Here is a 15,873-nt window from a genome sequence, read left to right on the forward strand (position 1 = left end):
CCGGCGACCGGTTCCGGGCGCGTAGGGTGATGCTGTAGCGCTGTCGGCGGTTCCCGAGGTGGCCCGTGAAGATCCCCGATCATCCGCGAGCTCTGAGCGAGCGCCGGATTCGGCGCGAACGGGCCGCGGCCGCGATCGAGATGCCGCACGTTCGCGCGCTCAATCAGCTTGTCGATCGCATCGAAGCGGATACTCGTTCCGAGAATCTGCCTTACATAGATCCGTTGTTCGGCGGTGTCGCGGCGGAGCTGTTGTTCGTGCTGAAGGCCCCCGAGGGCGACGCTGATCCCGACTTGCGCGACAGAAGGTTTCTCAGCTGGGACAACGATGACGTGGGTGCGGAGAACTTCTTCCGCACATGTGCCGCGACCGGTCTGGACCGGGCGCGGTGTACCGCCTGGAACGCCTGCCCGTTTCCGATCACGGGTGGCGCCCCCTCGCGTTTCGAACTCGGCAGGGCCGAGCCGTACACGCGCCGAATGCTCGAACTGCTTCCGCGGCTGCGCGTGGTCGTGCTGCTCGGCCGGCCGGCACAGCGTGCTTGGCAGAAAATGTCGTTGACCGGCGCGAATATCCACTTGGTGCACGGAGCCTCGCCTTCTCCGCCCGGCATCAACCATCCGGACAATCGCCGCAGCTTCGAAGCGGCGATCCGCACGGCCGTCCGGTTGCTCGACTGAGGGGCTTTGCTCCGGTAGTCGCCGCTGTGGGAGACTCGTGCGTCTCCCTCGGAAAGGTCCTGGTCGTGACGCTCGGCATGGTTCTCGGTGATTCCTCGCGCACTTCGGCGCGGGTGTAGCCAATCCAGGTGATTGCTGTGCGGTAGCCGCACAGTTCTGTTCGCGACCCTGCGGCGAAGTGCTCGTCGTGCCCATGCACGTTCGATCACGAGGAGTTCGCGGTGTCCACCGTTTCCTGGACCGAAGACGACATCAATACGACCGCCCGCTGGCATTCGGCGAATGGCGCGCCGCCACCTGACCCGGTCGTGGTGGTGAACGACCGCACGACCGCCGCCGCGGCTTGCCGACTGGCGCGAGCGGGAACCGGCCTGCTGTGGCGCGGTGATTTCCACAATGCGCGGCAACTGCTGCGTGCGATGGGCCGGCGGGTGGACCGGAAGGTTCCGCCGGGCGATGATTCGGCCGAAGCGTTCCGGCGGTATCGCGCGTCGCGTCGTCGGCGCGCGGAAGTGCTCGGCAAGTTGCTCGTGCTGCTGGAAGACGACTATTCCCTGGCGCTGCGGCGCGCACCCGACGTGCGACGCGCGTGCACCGAGGCGTACGGCCTGCCGCAGGGGCGCACGGTGGTCGCGCTCACCGAACTGCTCGGCGCGCTCGGTGCGGCGCAATGGCGAGAGAAGGGCGTGTACGTTCCCGCCCTCGGCGACCATATCCATCCGCACTACGGCGTGTTCTCCCCGGTACGGGGCGAGTACGTCGACCTCGTCGCCACCGCGCCCCTACCCGAACGCGCCGATACCGCCTTCGATCTCGGCACGGGAACCGGCGTGCTCGCCGCGATCCTGGCTCGACGCGGATGCCTCCGAATCATCGCCACTGACAACAGCTTTCGCGCGCTCACCTGCGCTCGTGCCAATCTCGACCGGCTGGGCCTGTCCTCCGTCGCCGTACAAGGCCCTGCTCTCTTCCCGGACGGCAAAGCCGACCTCGTGGTGTGCAACCCACCTTGGCTCCCCGGCACACCCACCTCGGCCCTGGAAAGCGGTGTCTACGACGAGAACTCGTCCATGCTGCATGCCTTCCTCTCCGGCCTCCCCGCCCACCTGCACCCAGGCGGCGAAGGCTGGCTGATCCTCTCCGACCTCCCCGAACACCTCGGCCTGCGCACCCGCGACGAACTACCCGCCCGCATCACCGCCGCCGGCCTCCGAATAGCGGCTCAACTGGACATCCGCCCCACCCACCCCCGAGCCAACAACCCGGATTCCCCGCTCGCCACCGCCCGCGCCGCCGAAACAACGTCCCTCTACCGCCTGGTACCGCGTTGAGTGGCACATGACGGAGGCGTCCCTCGCGGATTCGCCTCAGCCACGTGCGACTCGATAGTTGAGTGCCTACCGGTCGGGTTCTGTCGTTCTCACATGGTTGGGTGATCCGGTTCGTGGTCGCCATAGCGTCGGGGGCCGGGCGCGGCGGCGGCGAGTTCGGTTGCCGCCTGTTGCAGCGCAACCGCCGCCGGATGCGCAGCACCGAGCAGGGCCACTACTTCCTCATAGATCGGTTGAACCTGGTCCCGCAATTCCCGGGACTTGCTCACGTCGAAGTTCGGCACCAGAGATCCTTCTCATCGGCTCGGGCATTGGCTGATCGGTACCTCGCGCGTTCTCGAGCGGTCGCTGAACACGAACGGGTTGCCCTGGATGCGGCCTGTCACGCTCATACTGACACGCCAGTTGCCCGCGTAACAGGCTGCGCTCACCTCGTACATCCTGGATTTCGGCGGGGTCGGCGGGATCGCGCCCTCGGTGATGTGCGCGGCGTTCACCCACCTACCGCCCTGCTGGTATTCCAGCGCCAAAGTCAAGATGTGCTCTTCGGGCGGCCCGTCGCACTGGGCGACACCGTTTCCCGTGATCTTCGGCGGGTACACCGACGGCCGACTGTAGGTGAATTCGAAACCGCAAGATTTGGCAGCGATGAACTGCGGGTGAGCGCTGGTCGTAGCCCCGGCCGGTGCGGTGCCGAGCACCGCAGAGCAGAGGAGCCCGACGAGAATTATTGCGTTGAAGCGAGACAGCATGGGATTCCCTCATTCTTTCTTCTACCTGAGCGACCTGCGCGCTCAGTACTCCCGCGTGGTGTCAGGCTTCATCCGGCCCGCGCTTATCAGGATTTGCCGTGCCGCCGCCTTACGTCGGCACTCGTCTGCGCGGCACCCGCGATGCCGTTGCATTGTCATGTGCGCCTCGTGGATACCGAGATCCCGCTCCGGCGCATCAATCGGAAAGCCCGTAGCCCACAACGTGTTGTCCATTCGCTGCTCAGCGACGCGCGCCTTGGCGGCCTCGCGGTCGGCGGGAGCCTGCCACCACATCGAGGCCGCGACTACCGGCGCCATGACCACGAGCGCGGCGCCGAGACCGATTGCGAAGGTGACCCACCCGTTCACTCGGCATCTCCCTCGTGCAGCTCCGATGCGCCGAACGCCGGACCGACGCTGAACTCTTCTCCCGGCGTGCCGTCCTCATCGACCAACACCCATGTCCGCGGCTTGTCCACAGCCATCCAGAGCGGACCCTCGGTGCGTGCGATAGCGAGCTTCGCCGCGTCGTCGGCCTCGAATGCGGCGCGCACGGCTTCCAGTGCGGGCGAATACTCGTACTCCATCACTCGCCCCTCCGGAAACCGGACGTGACAGGGGATGATCTGGACGGGCGTAACGACACTGCACACCGCGGTGATCGCGTCGATCACCGGCTCCGCCATGTGGCGCTGGTCCGCGATCACCACTGCCGCGGCACGGTGGCGGTGGATCCGGGCAAGTAACCACGTGGCGGGTTCGGGCTCGACCTCGTCACCGGGCGTGAGTATTTCGATGAGCGTGTGGCCCACTCGCTCAGCAAGTTCGCGGATCGTCGTTGCGTCTCGCAGGGGGTCCGTTGCCAAATCCTTTCGCAGGAACCCGATCGACTTTGCGGTCATACCGTCCTCACTGCTGGGTGCGTTGGTGTGCACCCGACGCCGGGGCTCTCGCCATCGGCTGGCAGCTCAGTGCCGCCGATGGGCTGGCATCACCCGGCGCCGGATGCATAGATCAAGGACACGTCAAGTGGGCGCCCCGCCGTAAGGCGTGCATGCTGGGCGGGTGTGTGCACACGGGGTGTGCACGGGATCGAATTCATGGCGTGCCAAGCGTTTCGCGTGCCACACTCCGGAAATGGGACGGCAGCCCAAGCAGCCCAACACACAACTCGCCGAGCTGCTCGAGGAGACGGGCCTACCGAACAAGGCGCTCGCCCGCAGAGTCGTCGAGCGCGGCCGCGCTGTCGGCGTCGAGTTGCGCTACGACCACACCTCGGTCGGGCGCTGGCTGGCAGGCGAACAACCCAACTCACCAGGGCCCGAGTTGATCGCGGAGTGTCTCACTGAGGTCGCGGGCCGCCGGGTTACCGCTGCCGACTGCGGGATGGCCGGCGGAGGAGAGGGTGCCGATCTCGGACTGGAGTTCGCGTTGAGTCTCGCCGAGGCGACCGCTTCGGCAACAGCGCTGTGGAGGAGCGATGTGGAGCGCAGGCGGTTCCTAGTCGGCGCATCGTACGCAGTCGCGGTCTACCCGGCCGCGTCGATGCGGTGGCTGACCTTGCCCGGACCCGAGCACCCGGTCTCCGCCGGAACTCGTCGCATAGGACAGGGCGACGTTGATGCCGTGCGGACCATGACGACTGCGTTTCGAGACCTCGACAACCGTGTCGGTGGGGGCAAGGTGCGCTCGACGATCGTCCACTACCTACACAGTTCCGTCGCACCACTGCTGCGCGGCAGCTACAACGAGCGCATCGGGCGGCAGCTGTTCGCCACCACTGCCGAGCTCACGAAGCTGGCGGGCTGGGCCGCCTACGATCTCGAGGAACATGGACTCGCGCAGCGCTACCTCATACAGGCGTTGAGGATGTCGCGCGCCGCGGGCGACGCCGGACTCGGCGCGGAGATCCTTGCAGCGATGAGTCACCAGGCGACGTACGTCGGCCGCCCGGGCGATGCCGTCGACCTCGCCCGCGCCGCGCAGATCGCAGCTCGAAACGCCGGCTTGGCCGCACTCGAATCCGAGTGCCTGATGGTCGAGGCGCACGGCCACGCCGCGCGATTAGACGAATCGTCTTGCGCGACATCTTTGAACGCAGCTGAACGCGCGTTCGGCCGCGGCGATTCCGGTCGGCCGGAGTGGCTGAACTATTTCGACGGCGCCTACCTGTCGGCCAAGACCGCCCACTGCTTCCGGGACCTGGGAGACCTTGCCCGGGCGGCTCGCTACGCCGAGCAATCCCTCGACATGTCCGACGGCTATCTGCGGGGTCGAGCGTTCAACCTGTGCCTGCTCGCATCTGCCGTCGCGGATGTCGACCCGCATGAGGCGGTGCGCATCGGCGGCGAGGCGCTCGAACTGGCGGGCGGACTCGAGTCGCGACGCAGCTATTCCTACCTTCGCGAAGTCCGATTCCGACTCGCTCCGTACGACGAACTCGATGACGTTGCGGAGTTCCGGCGGCGGGTGCTCGCCGCGACTAGAGCGACAGAGTGAGAGCGCGATACAGCGCGACGACTGTTGCTGCGCCGACGATCTCCCCGCGGTCGATCATCGCGATCGCCTCGGGTAAGGGGATCCAGTCGATCCGTTCGGCCTCGTTGATGTCCGGCGGGTTGTCGGTCAGATCGGCTCCGTGCGCAAGGTAAATCTGCTGCGGTTGGTCGAGCGTGCCGATCGCTGGCTGGTAGGTGACGAGGTGTTCCATGGTGCGGGGACGCCAGCCGGTCTCTTCCTCGACTTCGCGAGCTGCGGCGAGCGCTACGTCCTCGGCACCGTCGACGTAGCCTCCGGGTAGTTCCCACACCCATCGGTCGATGATGAACCGATGCCGGTACATCAGCAGGGCTTCGCGCTTCTCGTTCAAGACCAGTGTCATTGCGCATCTAGGCATCCGGGCGACGTACTGCGTGAACCTCACGCCGTCAGGCAATTCGACGTCAACGGTAGTGAGTCGGATGTGTCGGTTCTCGTCGACGAGGTGCTCGCCATGGATAGTCCACTGGGTTCGGCTCACATGTCGAAGGTAGCAACCGAAGGCCACAGGGCGATCGCGAGCAACCCTTCCGTATGCTCTGACCTGGGGTGATTCGACCGATTCCGGTGTGCCGCTACCGAATGCCCATCGGGTGCAGTGCCCCACTCGACCGCTGGTCTCAAAAGCAAAACCCGCCCTGGTCAGGGCGGGTTTTGTGGTGGAGCCGATGACGGGAATCGAACCCGCGCTGTCTGCTTGGGAAGCAGAAGTTCTACCATTGAACTACATCGGCAAGGTACCCGAGACTTTAGCAGACGCCGAGCGGGTGCGGTAAAGGCCCTGGTAGACGGCCCTGACCTGCGGGGATGCCCTCTCATGACGAGTCGGTGGTGAGGGAGAGCTGATCTTGCGTTGAGCCGCGTTCGGCGGCGTTCAGGCGCGTTTCCTCACAAAATTCCTCCCAAAATCCTCACAAAACCAGCTCTCGAGATCCCTGGTCTCGAGCCGTGCGCTATCGACCGGGTAGCCATCCCGTTGCGGAAATCCCTCGCCGGAAATCGGCGTGTTGCGCGGTCAGGCGCGTCGCAGAGGCGTGAAAAGCTTGCTCTGTCAGGGCCGCTGAGTGCGGTCGAACGCTCCGGCTGCGACACCATCCGAGGGCGGGTCGATCCGCGCGTACTCCGAGACGACCGACGACCTCGGGCGCGCGAAAGGGATCGCGGAGGCCGGGATCACGCGCCTGCTCGAAGAGATGGCCGAGCCGCGATGACGCGAGCCGCGCAATCGACGGCCTCGAGTCCATCATCCGGGCCGTGTCTATTCCCGGTGTCCGGACGTTCGGTCTGGAAACGGGCTGATGACGAGCTGTTCGGACCTCGGTACGGCCGTCGAGTATCTACTCCGGACTATTCCGCTCGATGACCGGAGGAAGTCGCGGTCCTGTCCGTCTCTCTGCTCGAAAGGTGGTCCCCGGACGTGCCCGGGGCGGTGGGCACCAGATGTCGATAGACAGTCAAGCAGAGGATGAGCCAGAGCGCGCCGAAGCACCAGCCGCCGACGACGTCTGTCGTCCAGTGGACGCCGAGATAGATGCGGGACAGGCCGACCGCTGCGACGAACAGGGCGGCGACAATCGCCGCGCCCGCTCGGAGGGCGGGTCCGTGGATGCCGGGCAGCGCCACCACCAGAACGATGCCGACCACGACGAACGAGCCCAGGCTGTGCCCGGAGGGATAGGCCTGGTTGGACACGTTGATCAAGTGTTCCTCGACGGGCGGGCGGTCGCGGTCGGTCAGCCGTTTGCCGCCGCGCACCAGCAACCCACCGCCGAGCCCGGTGGTCGCGACGAGCGCCGCCGACGTCCAGCGCCGCCGCCAGGACAGCACCAGGCAGGCCGCGGTGGCCAGGGCCGTCATGGCGAGCGTGCCGCCCAGCACGCTGACGACCACCGCGACCGGGGTGAGCGCGTCGCTGCGGTGCGCGATCGCCCAGTCGGCGATGCCGCGATCGACCTTGCCGGGGCCGCCGCCTCCGACCACGCCTGCCGTGAGAACCGCGGCGCACACCACCAGCGACACGGTGAGTACCACGATGACGTTCCGGATGCGGGAGGAGGTCACCACTCCACGTTGCCATGCCGGACGCTGCGAGGTAACCCGGTCCGCTTCCCGCCACGGATGACACCGGCGACGTCGGCGAACACCAAGGGTGCAGGCCGAAGATCCCGCCTTCGGTGTTCGACCGGCATTGCCGTCCGCGAGGGCTGCACTGAGCGGATCGTCGGCCGGGGGGCGAGTTGGTCGTCGAGAAACTGATGCCATGCGACCGCCCCGCGATCCGCGCCAAGTGCTTCCTGCGCCGGGGCGACAGAGTCGGCTACGGCGGATGTATCCGGGGCCGACCACCGTCACGTTGTGGCCTGGGCCCTCTCAGGGGAGGCGATGACAGGGCTCGGCCATCCTGTGTCGGCCGCCACTGCCAGTCGGCACTCCGAGCGCAGGTCGGCGGGTCAAGCGCCGCAGTGCCGACTCGGACTGACCTCAGAACTTGCTGTAGCCGCCGTCGATCAAGAGAGTATCGCCGGTGTGGTAGCCGCTGGCGGGGCTGGCGAGGTAGACGGCGACGGATTCGAAATCGCTCGGCAAGCCCCAGCGGCGAACCGGGATCCTCGGGTGGACGCGTTCGCGGAAACGGTCCCAGGCGAAGGCCCCCTCGGTCATCGGCGTCTCGACCCAGCCGGGCAGCACCGAGTTCGCGCGGATGCCGTGCTTGGCCAGCTCCACCGCGATCGAGTTGACCATGGCGATCAGCCCCGCCTTGCTGGCCGCGTAGGACTGCCCGCGCGGAACACCCTGCTGGGCGGCGAGGCTCGCGGTGGCGACCAGGCTGCCGCCCTCGCCCTGGGCGAGCATGACCTTCGCCGCTTCACGCAGCGTCACGAACGCCGCGTCGAGGTTGAGGGAGGTGACCCGGCGGAATTCCGCGAGATCGGTCTCCACGAACGGCATGAAACCCTGACTGACACCGGCGTTCACGAAGCAGGAGTCGACGCGGCCGAGTTCGGCGGTCGCGCGCCCGAAGGTGTCGATCACCTGCTGCTCCTCGCCCACGTCGCAGCTCAGTGCCAGCACGCGGCCGCCGAAGGCGCTCAATTCGGCGGCGGCGGCCTCGTTGCGCTCGGCGTTGCGGCCGACCACGCAGACGTCGGCTCCGGCCCGTGCGAGCCCACGGGCGAAGCCGAGACCGATGCCGGAGTTGCCTCCGGTGACGACGGCGACGTGGCCGGTCAGGTCGAACAGCGAGCCCTCGGTCATGGTTCATCCCTTCGATCGCGGGCGGCGCCGCCCGAATGAATGCGAGGATATCGCTCTCTCTATATCACTGTGCGGCTGAGGAGCCCCGGCGAGCAGGCGCTACGCTCGTCGCGTGCTGCTTTCCGATCGTGACATCCGCGCGGAGATCGCCGCTGGGCGTCTCGGGGTCGAGCCACTGCTGGAGAACCTGATCCAGCCGTCGAGCATCGACGTGCGCCTGGACCGGATGTTCCGGGTGTTCAACAACACCCGCTATACCCACATCGATCCCGCGAAGCAGCAGGATGAGCTCACCAGTCTGGTCGAGCCGGCCGACGGTGAACCGTTCGTGTTGCACCCCGGCGAGTTCGTGCTCGGCTCCACTCTCGAGGTGTGCACGCTGCCGGACGATCTGGCCGGACGGTTGGAGGGCAAGTCCAGCCTGGGCCGATTGGGCCTGCTGACCCACTCGACCGCGGGCTTCATCGATCCCGGGTTCAGCGGGCACATCACGCTGGAGCTGTCCAACGTGGCCAATCTGCCGATCACGCTGTGGCCGGGCATGAAGATCGGCCAGTTGTGCCTGCTCAGGCTGACCAGCCCGGCGGAGCATCCGTACGGCAGCGCCGTGGCGGGTTCGAAGTATCAGGGCCAGCGCGGGCCGACTCCGTCGCGGTCCTACCTCAACTTCCCGGTTCCGGCCGCCGCGATCGACGCCGCCGAAACACGCTGACCGCCGGGTCCGCTTCGTCGACTGTGGGACAAGCGGACCCGGCGGACGGCAGCGGGGATCTGATCGCGGAGGTGATCAGTCCCCGCCGCCCGCTCCCACCGCGAGCGCCGTAGTGAGGATGACGGACAGCGGTGGAAGCGCGTCACCGCGGCTCGGTGGGTTGACCCAGAAGCACCCTTCCCGGGTCCAGCGACCGAGACCGGTCGGCAACATCACGGCGCTGCCCACGGCGGGCAGGCCGATATCCAGCCGATTGAGCACCTCGAGCACCTGCGGTCCCGGTCGACTGTCGGGCTCGGCGAGGAAACTCCATCGGATCTGCCTGGCCAACATGGGACCCCTCGTTCCCTGCTGTTCCAGTGCGACGCGGACCTTTTCGGCACGCGCGGTCGGCAGGTGGACTACGCAGACGCGACCGGTGACCGGCAGCATGGCGAAACCGCCACGCTCGGTGACCGGCAACCCGAACTCGTGCCGATAGAACGCCACCCAATCGTCCACGGTCCTGAGCTTCTCGACATTCACGGCGAACTCCTTGCCTTCCGACTCAATGTTCGCGGCCCGCAGCGTGATTGGGTATCGCCCGTCAGCCCGCTTACCGCTGCCCTTCCGCTGCCATTGATGCCGGTCGCATTTCAGCTGTGGCCGCGCTCACAATCCGCTCGTACTCTGGAAGGGGTTCGTTCGGAAGGGATGGCACCGTGGTCAGGCATTGGTCAGGCAAAGAGGCCCGCGCCCTTCGCGATGCCAAGCGGATGAGCATCAGGGAATTCGCCGCCCACCTGGGTGTGCACGAACGCTTGGTGTCGAAGTGGGAAGCCGGGGGCGTCCGGGTTCATCCACGACCGATCAACCAAGCCGCTCTGGATACCTCACTGGCCAGGTCCGACGATGTGGTGCGAGCCCGGTTCGCGGCTTTGATCGATCAGCCCTCGAGCGATCGAGCCGTCCCGCCGGGATTCGATGCGCGCGCCGACGCCTCGGCGCGCGTTGATTATTCGAGTGACGCGGACCTTTTGGCTCTCATAGACGCCGGTGCGATGAGAGGTGTTGCGTTAGCAGCGATTTCGGAGAGGGATCTGATCATGGCGGCTGCCCACGAGGCCAGCGAGCACGCCGGCAAGGCCGAGAGCACCAATGTCGGTGCGAGCACATTGGAACAGCTCGACGCGGACGTGGTGCGCATCGCGAACGACTACGTGCGTATTCCGCCGGTGCCGATGATGGTGGACATGGTGCGGGTGCGACGCCGGGTGTACCGATTGCTGGAAGGCCATCAGCGGCCCGCCGATACCGGTCATCTGTATCTCTTGGCGGGCACGCTCTCGGGTCTGCTCGCCAACGCGAGCACCGACCTGGGCTATTACGACGCGGCCGGGGAGCAGGTCCGTGCCGCATGGGCCTACGCGGAGCTGTGCGGGCACAACGGGCTTCGCGCCTGGACCCGCGGCATGCACGCGCTGATCGAGTATTGGTCGCAGCGCCCCCGCCGGGCGGTTCAGCTCGCCCAGAGCGGGCAGGAGTTCGCCGAGTCGGCGACCGCGCAGGTGCGCCTGCTCAACATCGAGGCGCGCATCTGGTCGGCGCTGGGCAGCGCCGCGGACACCGATCGCTGCGTCCGGGCGGCCGACGACGCCCGCGAGATCGCCGCGACCGATACCTTGCACGACGAAGTCGGCGGGGTCTTCGGGTTCAACGACGCCAAGGCCAATTACTACGCCGGCGCCACCTATATCCACCTCGGTCAGGCGGAACGCGCGCTCGGCGCCACGCAGCGGGCCATCGAGCTGTACTCGAACGGGCCGTCCGAACAGCGCTCCTACGGCGCGGAAGCCTTGGCCAGGGTCGACTGCGCGGCCGCCCACCTGATCAACGGCAGCCTGGACGGCGCGGCCGAGGCGCTGCAACCGGTGCTGGGGCTCGACGAGGACAAACGCATCGCGCAGCTCGAGGAGCGGCTGACCGATATGCGCAGGGGGATCGCGGCCCCGGCCTTCCGCGACTCGGTCGAGGCGCGCCGGTTGGACGAGCGGATCGAGGAATTCTGCGGCTCCACCGCGGCGAAGGGCATCCCGCCGGGTGGTCCGGCCCAGTGAGTGACGTGTCACATTTCGCTGTGCCCGGGACGCCGTCGCGGGCGCGGAGCCCGGGGACCAGCTCGGAGCGACGGTTTATCCGGTTGCGACGGATGGCACCATGGGACGGGTGAGTCCTCATCATCCGCACCGCCCCCCGCGTGTTCTGGAGCAGTCCACGAAGCTCCAGAACGTCGTCTACGAGATCCGTGGACCGGTACACGCGCACGCGGCACGGCTGGAGGCCGAGGGCCACCGCATCCTCAAGCTCAATATCGGCAACCCCGCCCCATTCGGGTTCGAGGCGCCGGATGTGATCATGCGCGACATCATCGCGGCGCTCCCGTACGCCCAGGGTTACTCCGAGTCCAAGGGCATCCTGTCGGCGCGGCGCGCGATCGTGACCCGCTACGAACTCGTGCCCGGCTTCCCCGAACTCGACGTGGACGGCGTCTACCTCGGCAACGGCGTCTCCGAGCTGATCACCATCACCATGCAGGCGCTGCTGGACAACGGCGACGAGGTGCTGATCCCAGCCCCGGACTACCCGCTGTGGACCGCCATGACCAGCCTGGCCGGCGGCACTCCCGTGCACTACCTGTGTGACGAGGCCAACGGCTGGCAGCCCGATATCGCGGACATCGAATCGAAGATCACCGACCGCACCAAGGCGCTGCTGGTGATCAACCCGAACAATCCCACCGGCGCGGTGTACTCCGCCGAAGTGCTCCAGCAGCTCGCCGACCTCGCGCGCAAGCATCAGCTGTTGCTGCTCGCCGACGAGATCTACGACAAGATCCTCTACGACGACGCCAAGCACATCTCACTGGCCACCATGGCGCCCGACCTGCTGTGCCTGACCTTCAACGGGCTGTCCAAGGCCTACCGGGTCGCGGGCTACCGCTCGGGCTGGCTGGCGATCACCGGCCCGAAGGAACACGCGGCCGGTTTCCTGGAGGGCATCGACCTGCTCGCCTCTTCGCGGTTGTGCCCGAACGTGCCCGCGCAGCACGCGATTCAGGTCGCGCTCGGCGGTCATCAGAGCATCGAGGATCTGATCCTGCCCGGCGGCAGGCTGCTCGAACAGCGCGACGTCGCCTGGGAGCGGTTGAACATGATCCCCGGCGTGTCGTGTGTGAAGCCGAAGGGCGCGCTCTACGCGTTCCCGAAGCTGGATCCGAACGTCTACGAGATCTACGACGACTCCAAGCTGATCCTGGATCTGCTACTGCAGGAGAAGATCCTGATGGTGCAGGGCACCGGCTTCAACTGGCCCGATCACGACCATCTGCGGATCGTCACGCTGCCATGGGCCCGGGATCTCGCGGTCGCGATCGAACGCTTCGGCAACTTCCTCGCCAGCTATCGCCAGTAGTGAGAAGTTGGCGGCGAACCATATAATCGCCCGGCTTCCAGCCGGTAAACAAACTCCACGTACGGATACATGTCGGGTTTGGCGACTAACTAGCGCAAAAGAAGTACTTTTGTGTACAGTGGTTCTCGGCACTCTGAGTGCCTGGTCGGATTGCCTACCCCCCCTGGGCACATCCGGCCTCGGGTTAGGCCGCCTACCCCCCTGGGCCGCCTGCCCTGCGGGCGGCGGAGACATCCCCCTGCTCTCCGCCGCCCCCTCTAAAATCCCCTTTCTTTTTCGATCGGATCGCTCTGATCGTGTATCCACTGTGTTCGGCGACGCCGCGACGGTCTTGAAAATGAAATCCTTTAGGCTCGCTCCGGGCAGAACCACATCTGACAGGTAGGAGCGCGGTGAGCGACCACCACCACCATCACCACGATCATTCGGGGCCGATCGCGATCGGCGCGACCGCGGCGCGCGTGGTCGTCGGGCTACTCACCGTGATCGGGGCCGTCGTCGTCATCGCCGCGATCGTGCTGTGGCCGAGCAAGCAGCACATCGACATCCCGCTGCCGATGCAGAACGCGGGCGGCGGCGCGGTACAGACCGAGGCGGGCACCGTAGTGCTGCAAGATGTCGGTCCGTGCGGCAGCCCGTCGCTGGGCAAGGTGTTCGTCGAGAAGCCCGAACCACCGCGCAGCACCGCCTACACCTGCCAGCGCAGCCTGATCTCGATCGAGTCCGGGCCGCACAAGGGCAACCGCACGTTGCTGGAGATCGCCCCGGGCCCAGGGCAACCCGACTTGCACGCGGGCGACGAACTGCGATTGGTCCGCCAGACCGATCCGAGTGGCACGCCGCTGTACTCGTTCGAGGACTACTCACGCGGGATGCCGCTCACGCTGATCGTCGTGGTTTTCGTGGTGGTGATCGTCGCGGTGGCGCGCTGGCGCGGCGTCCGTGCGCTCTTGGGCCTGGTGTTCGCTTTCGCGGTGCTGGTGCTGTTCCTGCTGCCCGCCTTGCTGGACGGCAAACCCGCGATCCCGGTCGCGTTGGTCGCGGGCTCCCTGATCCTCTACGCGGTGCTGTATCTCGCCCACGGGGTGAACCTGCGCACCAGTTCGGCGCTGCTCGGCACGCTGACCTCGATGCTGCTCGCCGCCGCGCTGTCCTGGCTCACCATCGAGATCACTCATCTGACCGGGCTTTCCGAGGAACAGAACACGAACGTCGCGACCTACATCGAGCACGTCAGCATCACCGGCCTGCTGCTGGCCGGGTTCATCATCGGCTCGCTCGGTGTGCTCAACGACGTCACGATCACCCAGGCGTCGGCCGCGTTCGAGCTGGCCGCCCTCGACGAATCAGCCTCCCGGCGCGAGGTTTTCGCCGCCGCCATGCGCGTGGGGCGCGACCACATCGCCAGCACCGTCTACACGCTGGTGCTGGCCTACGCCGGTGGTGCGCTGCCGCTGCTGCTGCTGTTCAGTGTGGCGGGACGGTCCATCCGCGACGTGCTGACCGGTGACGCGGTGGCCATCGAGATCGCGCGCTCGGCGGTCGGCGGTATCGCGCTGGCGCTGTCGGTGCCGTTGACCACGGGCATCGCGGTGCTGCTGGCCCGGCCGTTCAAGGCCAAAGAGCCGACACCGCCCCAGCCCCCGCGTCCGCGCCGAGCCCGGCACGCCAGGGCCTGAATTCGCCCGGCGCCGAGCGGATTCCGTCGGGTCAGCGCCTGGACTCCGGTTGCGATCCGAGTCGGGCGGGCACGTCAGCGCCTGAATTCACCCCGCCGCACGTCGAAGCTCGATATCCACCTCGCGACCCGAGTCGCGGTCGCCCTCAGCGTGGCGGTGGCGGGGGGAAGGGGAAGACCTCCGGCGGGATCGTGGGGACCACGATCGGCGGAAGGCCGGGCACCACGATGGTGTTCGGGCCGGGCGTCGGCGGCGCCTCGCTGGTGGTCTGCCGCCGGTTCGGCGGTGGCGCGGCGACCGACTCGTGGGCGGGCGACTCCGTGGTGCCCGGCGCGACGGCGATCTGCGGATCCAAGCTGGTCGTGCGTGGTGCGGTGGTCGGCGATGACTCCGGTGAGCCCTCGCTGGTGTGCGAATCCCGTTCCAGCACCTGCGGTCCGTAGCCGAGGCCGAGCCCGATCGCGGCGACCACGGCCAGCGCGCTGACCGTCAGCACGGCCCCGCTGATCTCGCGTCTGCCACGCTGGGCGGGGGCCGCCAGCCAGGCGGGCGACAGCTCGTCGTCCAGGGCGGCGCTCGCGGCGGAAGTCTCCTTGCGCACGGGTCTGGCCAGCAGCGCGGCGCCGCGGGCCATCACGGTCTCCGGGCTGTCCGGCACGATGACGGGCACGCCCATCCAGCGTTCGAGCACCTTGGCCACCAACGGGATCCGAGCGCAACCGCCGATGGCCAGCACACCGTGCACGGGGCGGTCCGAGCGCACGATCACGTCGCGTGCCATCCGCGCCGAGGACTCGATCGCCAGCATGATCAACGATTCGAAGTTCTCCTGCGCGAGCAGCACCAGCCCCTGCTCGCTCGGAAGCGCCACCGCGGTATTGCTGGTCAGCTGCTCCTTCGCCTCTCGGCACAGCGCGTCCAGGGCGGCCAGGCCCGCCGCGTTCGGCGGATGCGCGATCCGCCCAGAGGCGATCTGCTGCTCACGAATCAACGAGTCGAGATAGTCACCGCTGATATCGCTGGTGCGCTCGCTGTGGCGCACCTCGCGGGAGTGGGTGTCGACCACGCTCACCGTCAGGCCCGAGCTGCCCAGGTCGTAGACGACCAGCGAGGAGATGCCCCGGATATCGCCGGTGGCCTGCGCGAACTCGAGTGCCGCCGCGATCTCCGGCACGAGTTCGTAATTGGTCAGCTGCTGCCGCGCCATGGCCGCGCGAATGGCGCGGGCGTGCTGCTCACTGCGGTAGGCGATCGCGGTGGCGCCGATCCCCGGCGTGGCTTCCAGGGTGACGCCGATGGCTTCGGCAGCCAGCTCCTCCACGCTCTGGTCGACAACCGGGATGGTCTGCAGATCGAAGGAATGCGGGGAGACATGCCCGTGGGGGTTGTCGGCGTGTGGTCGCGCCATACGGACAGCGCCGGCCCCCACCGAAACTCCCAGTACCGAACTCATCAGCTGCCCATCTCGTTTCACAC

At 67.2% G+C, this 15,873-nt stretch carries 16 protein-coding genes and 1 tRNA gene; 7 read left to right on the forward strand and 10 right to left on the reverse strand.

The genetic code is table 11. The features are described 5' to 3' along the window. Positions 1-65 precede the first annotated feature (65 nt). Together ACGF7Y_RS11500 and ACGF7Y_RS11505 are read left to right on the forward strand one after the other, a co-directional pair. Positions 66-680, forward strand: a complete 615-nt coding sequence (locus tag ACGF7Y_RS11500; RefSeq protein WP_393232231.1) for a uracil-DNA glycosylase family protein — start codon at positions 66-68, stop codon at positions 678-680. Positions 681-901: 221 nt separating this feature from the next. Continuing rightward, positions 902-2,011 carry a methyltransferase gene (locus tag ACGF7Y_RS11505; protein WP_393232233.1) on the forward strand — a complete coding sequence of 370 codons (1,110 nt, stop codon included), beginning with the start codon at positions 902-904 and terminating at the stop codon, positions 2,009-2,011. A gap of 89 nt (positions 2,012-2,100) precedes the next feature. On the opposite strand, the gene ACGF7Y_RS11510 is transcribed toward ACGF7Y_RS11505, so the two are convergent. The 4 genes from ACGF7Y_RS11510 to ACGF7Y_RS11525 are packed head-to-tail and all read right to left on the reverse strand — an operon-like array spanning position 2,101 to position 3,665. Next, positions 2,101-2,295 (reverse strand): hypothetical protein, encoded by a 195-nt coding sequence (locus tag ACGF7Y_RS11510; protein WP_393232236.1) that lies wholly within the window; start codon positions 2,293-2,295, stop codon positions 2,101-2,103. A gap of 12 nt (positions 2,296-2,307) precedes the next feature. Next, a complete protein-coding gene (locus ACGF7Y_RS11515) occupies positions 2,308-2,763 on the reverse strand; it encodes a hypothetical protein (protein ID WP_393232239.1) in 456 nt (151 codons plus the stop codon). Positions 2,764-2,805: 42 nt separating this feature from the next. Beyond that, a complete protein-coding gene (locus ACGF7Y_RS11520; protein WP_393232241.1) occupies positions 2,806-3,132 on the reverse strand; it encodes a hypothetical protein in 327 nt (108 codons plus the stop codon). Beyond that, a complete protein-coding gene (locus ACGF7Y_RS11525; protein ID WP_393232244.1) occupies positions 3,129-3,665 on the reverse strand; it encodes a hypothetical protein in 537 nt (178 codons plus the stop codon). The genes ACGF7Y_RS11520 and ACGF7Y_RS11525 overlap by 4 nt, the downstream gene beginning before the upstream one ends. A gap of 235 nt (positions 3,666-3,900) precedes the next feature. Between ACGF7Y_RS11525 and ACGF7Y_RS11530 the strand changes: the two genes are divergently transcribed. After that, the gene (locus ACGF7Y_RS11530) at positions 3,901-5,262 is read left to right on the forward strand and encodes a hypothetical protein (RefSeq protein WP_393232247.1); all 1,362 of its coding nucleotides are present in this window, start codon (positions 3,901-3,903) and stop codon (positions 5,260-5,262) included. Here ACGF7Y_RS11530 and ACGF7Y_RS11535 read toward each other — a convergent pair. The 4 genes from ACGF7Y_RS11535 to ACGF7Y_RS11550 form a co-directional block, all read right to left on the reverse strand. Beyond that, positions 5,246-5,782: an NUDIX hydrolase gene (locus tag ACGF7Y_RS11535; protein ID WP_393232248.1), complete on the reverse strand. Its 537-nt coding sequence runs from the start codon at positions 5,780-5,782 to the stop codon at positions 5,246-5,248. The two genes, ACGF7Y_RS11530 and ACGF7Y_RS11535, sit on opposite strands and share 17 nt — an antisense overlap. A gap of 179 nt (positions 5,783-5,961) precedes the next feature. Beyond that, positions 5,962-6,035, reverse strand: a tRNA-Gly gene (locus ACGF7Y_RS11540). Positions 6,036-6,648: 613 nt separating this feature from the next. Further along, on the reverse strand, positions 6,649-7,362 hold the full coding sequence (locus ACGF7Y_RS11545; RefSeq protein WP_393232251.1) for a phosphatase PAP2 family protein: 714 nt from the start codon (positions 7,360-7,362) through the stop codon (positions 6,649-6,651). Between the two features lie 420 nt (positions 7,363-7,782). Continuing rightward, a complete protein-coding gene (locus ACGF7Y_RS11550; protein WP_393232253.1) occupies positions 7,783-8,556 on the reverse strand; it encodes an SDR family NAD(P)-dependent oxidoreductase in 774 nt (257 codons plus the stop codon). A 112-nt stretch (positions 8,557-8,668) separates the two neighbouring features. On the opposite strand from ACGF7Y_RS11550, the gene dcd reads away from it, so the two are divergent. Continuing rightward, on the forward strand, positions 8,669-9,268 hold the full coding sequence (dcd, locus tag ACGF7Y_RS11555; protein ID WP_393232256.1) for a dCTP deaminase: 600 nt from the start codon (positions 8,669-8,671) through the stop codon (positions 9,266-9,268). A 75-nt stretch (positions 9,269-9,343) separates the two neighbouring features. On the opposite strand, the gene ACGF7Y_RS11560 is transcribed toward dcd, so the two are convergent. Continuing rightward, positions 9,344-9,793: a hypothetical protein gene (locus ACGF7Y_RS11560; RefSeq protein ID WP_393232259.1), complete on the reverse strand. Its 450-nt coding sequence runs from the start codon at positions 9,791-9,793 to the stop codon at positions 9,344-9,346. Positions 9,794-10,353: 560 nt separating this feature from the next. Here ACGF7Y_RS11560 and ACGF7Y_RS11565 point away from each other — a divergent pair. From ACGF7Y_RS11565 to ACGF7Y_RS11575, 3 genes are all read left to right on the forward strand, one after another. Next, positions 10,354-11,364, forward strand: coding sequence for an XRE family transcriptional regulator (locus tag ACGF7Y_RS11565; RefSeq protein WP_245549136.1), 1,011 nt, complete (start codon positions 10,354-10,356; stop codon positions 11,362-11,364). Positions 11,365-11,464: 100 nt separating this feature from the next. Further along, entirely contained in the window at positions 11,465-12,718 is a 1,254-nt protein-coding gene (locus tag ACGF7Y_RS11570) for a pyridoxal phosphate-dependent aminotransferase (RefSeq protein WP_040870789.1), read from the forward strand. 392 nt (positions 12,719-13,110) lie between these two features. Further along, a complete protein-coding gene (locus ACGF7Y_RS11575; RefSeq protein WP_393232263.1) occupies positions 13,111-14,397 on the forward strand; it encodes a YibE/F family protein in 1,287 nt (428 codons plus the stop codon). 145 nt (positions 14,398-14,542) lie between these two features. Here the strand turns inward: ACGF7Y_RS11575 and ACGF7Y_RS11580 are convergent, their stop codons facing one another. Continuing rightward, entirely contained in the window at positions 14,543-15,850 is a 1,308-nt protein-coding gene (locus tag ACGF7Y_RS11580; protein WP_393232266.1) for an Hsp70 family protein, read from the reverse strand. Positions 15,851-15,873: the final 23 nt, after the last annotated feature.

The organism is Nocardia sp. NPDC047654, assembly GCF_043205035.1.
Classification (GTDB): Bacteria; Actinomycetota; Actinomycetes; order Mycobacteriales; family Mycobacteriaceae; genus Nocardia.

Excerpts from the sequence above, each read along its gene's own strand:
- ACGF7Y_RS11550 (WP_393232253.1), bottom strand. The coding sequence starts at position 8,556 with ATGACCGAGGGCTCGCTGTTCGACCTGACCGGCCACGTCGCCGTCGTC.
- ACGF7Y_RS11565 (WP_245549136.1), top strand. The coding sequence starts at position 10,354 with ATGGCGGCTGCCCACGAGGCCAGCGAGCACGCCGGCAAGGCCGAGAGC.
- ACGF7Y_RS11580 (WP_393232266.1), bottom strand. The coding sequence starts at position 15,850 with ATGAGTTCGGTACTGGGAGTTTCGGTGGGGGCCGGCGCTGTCCGTATG.
- ACGF7Y_RS11515 (WP_393232239.1), bottom strand. The coding sequence starts at position 2,763 with ATGCTGTCTCGCTTCAACGCAATAATTCTCGTCGGGCTCCTCTGCTCT.
- ACGF7Y_RS11530 (WP_393232247.1), top strand. The coding sequence starts at position 3,901 with ATGGGACGGCAGCCCAAGCAGCCCAACACACAACTCGCCGAGCTGCTC.
- ACGF7Y_RS11570 (WP_040870789.1), top strand. The coding sequence starts at position 11,465 with ATGGGACGGGTGAGTCCTCATCATCCGCACCGCCCCCCGCGTGTTCTG.
- ACGF7Y_RS11525 (WP_393232244.1), bottom strand. The coding sequence starts at position 3,665 with ATGACCGCAAAGTCGATCGGGTTCCTGCGAAAGGATTTGGCAACGGAC.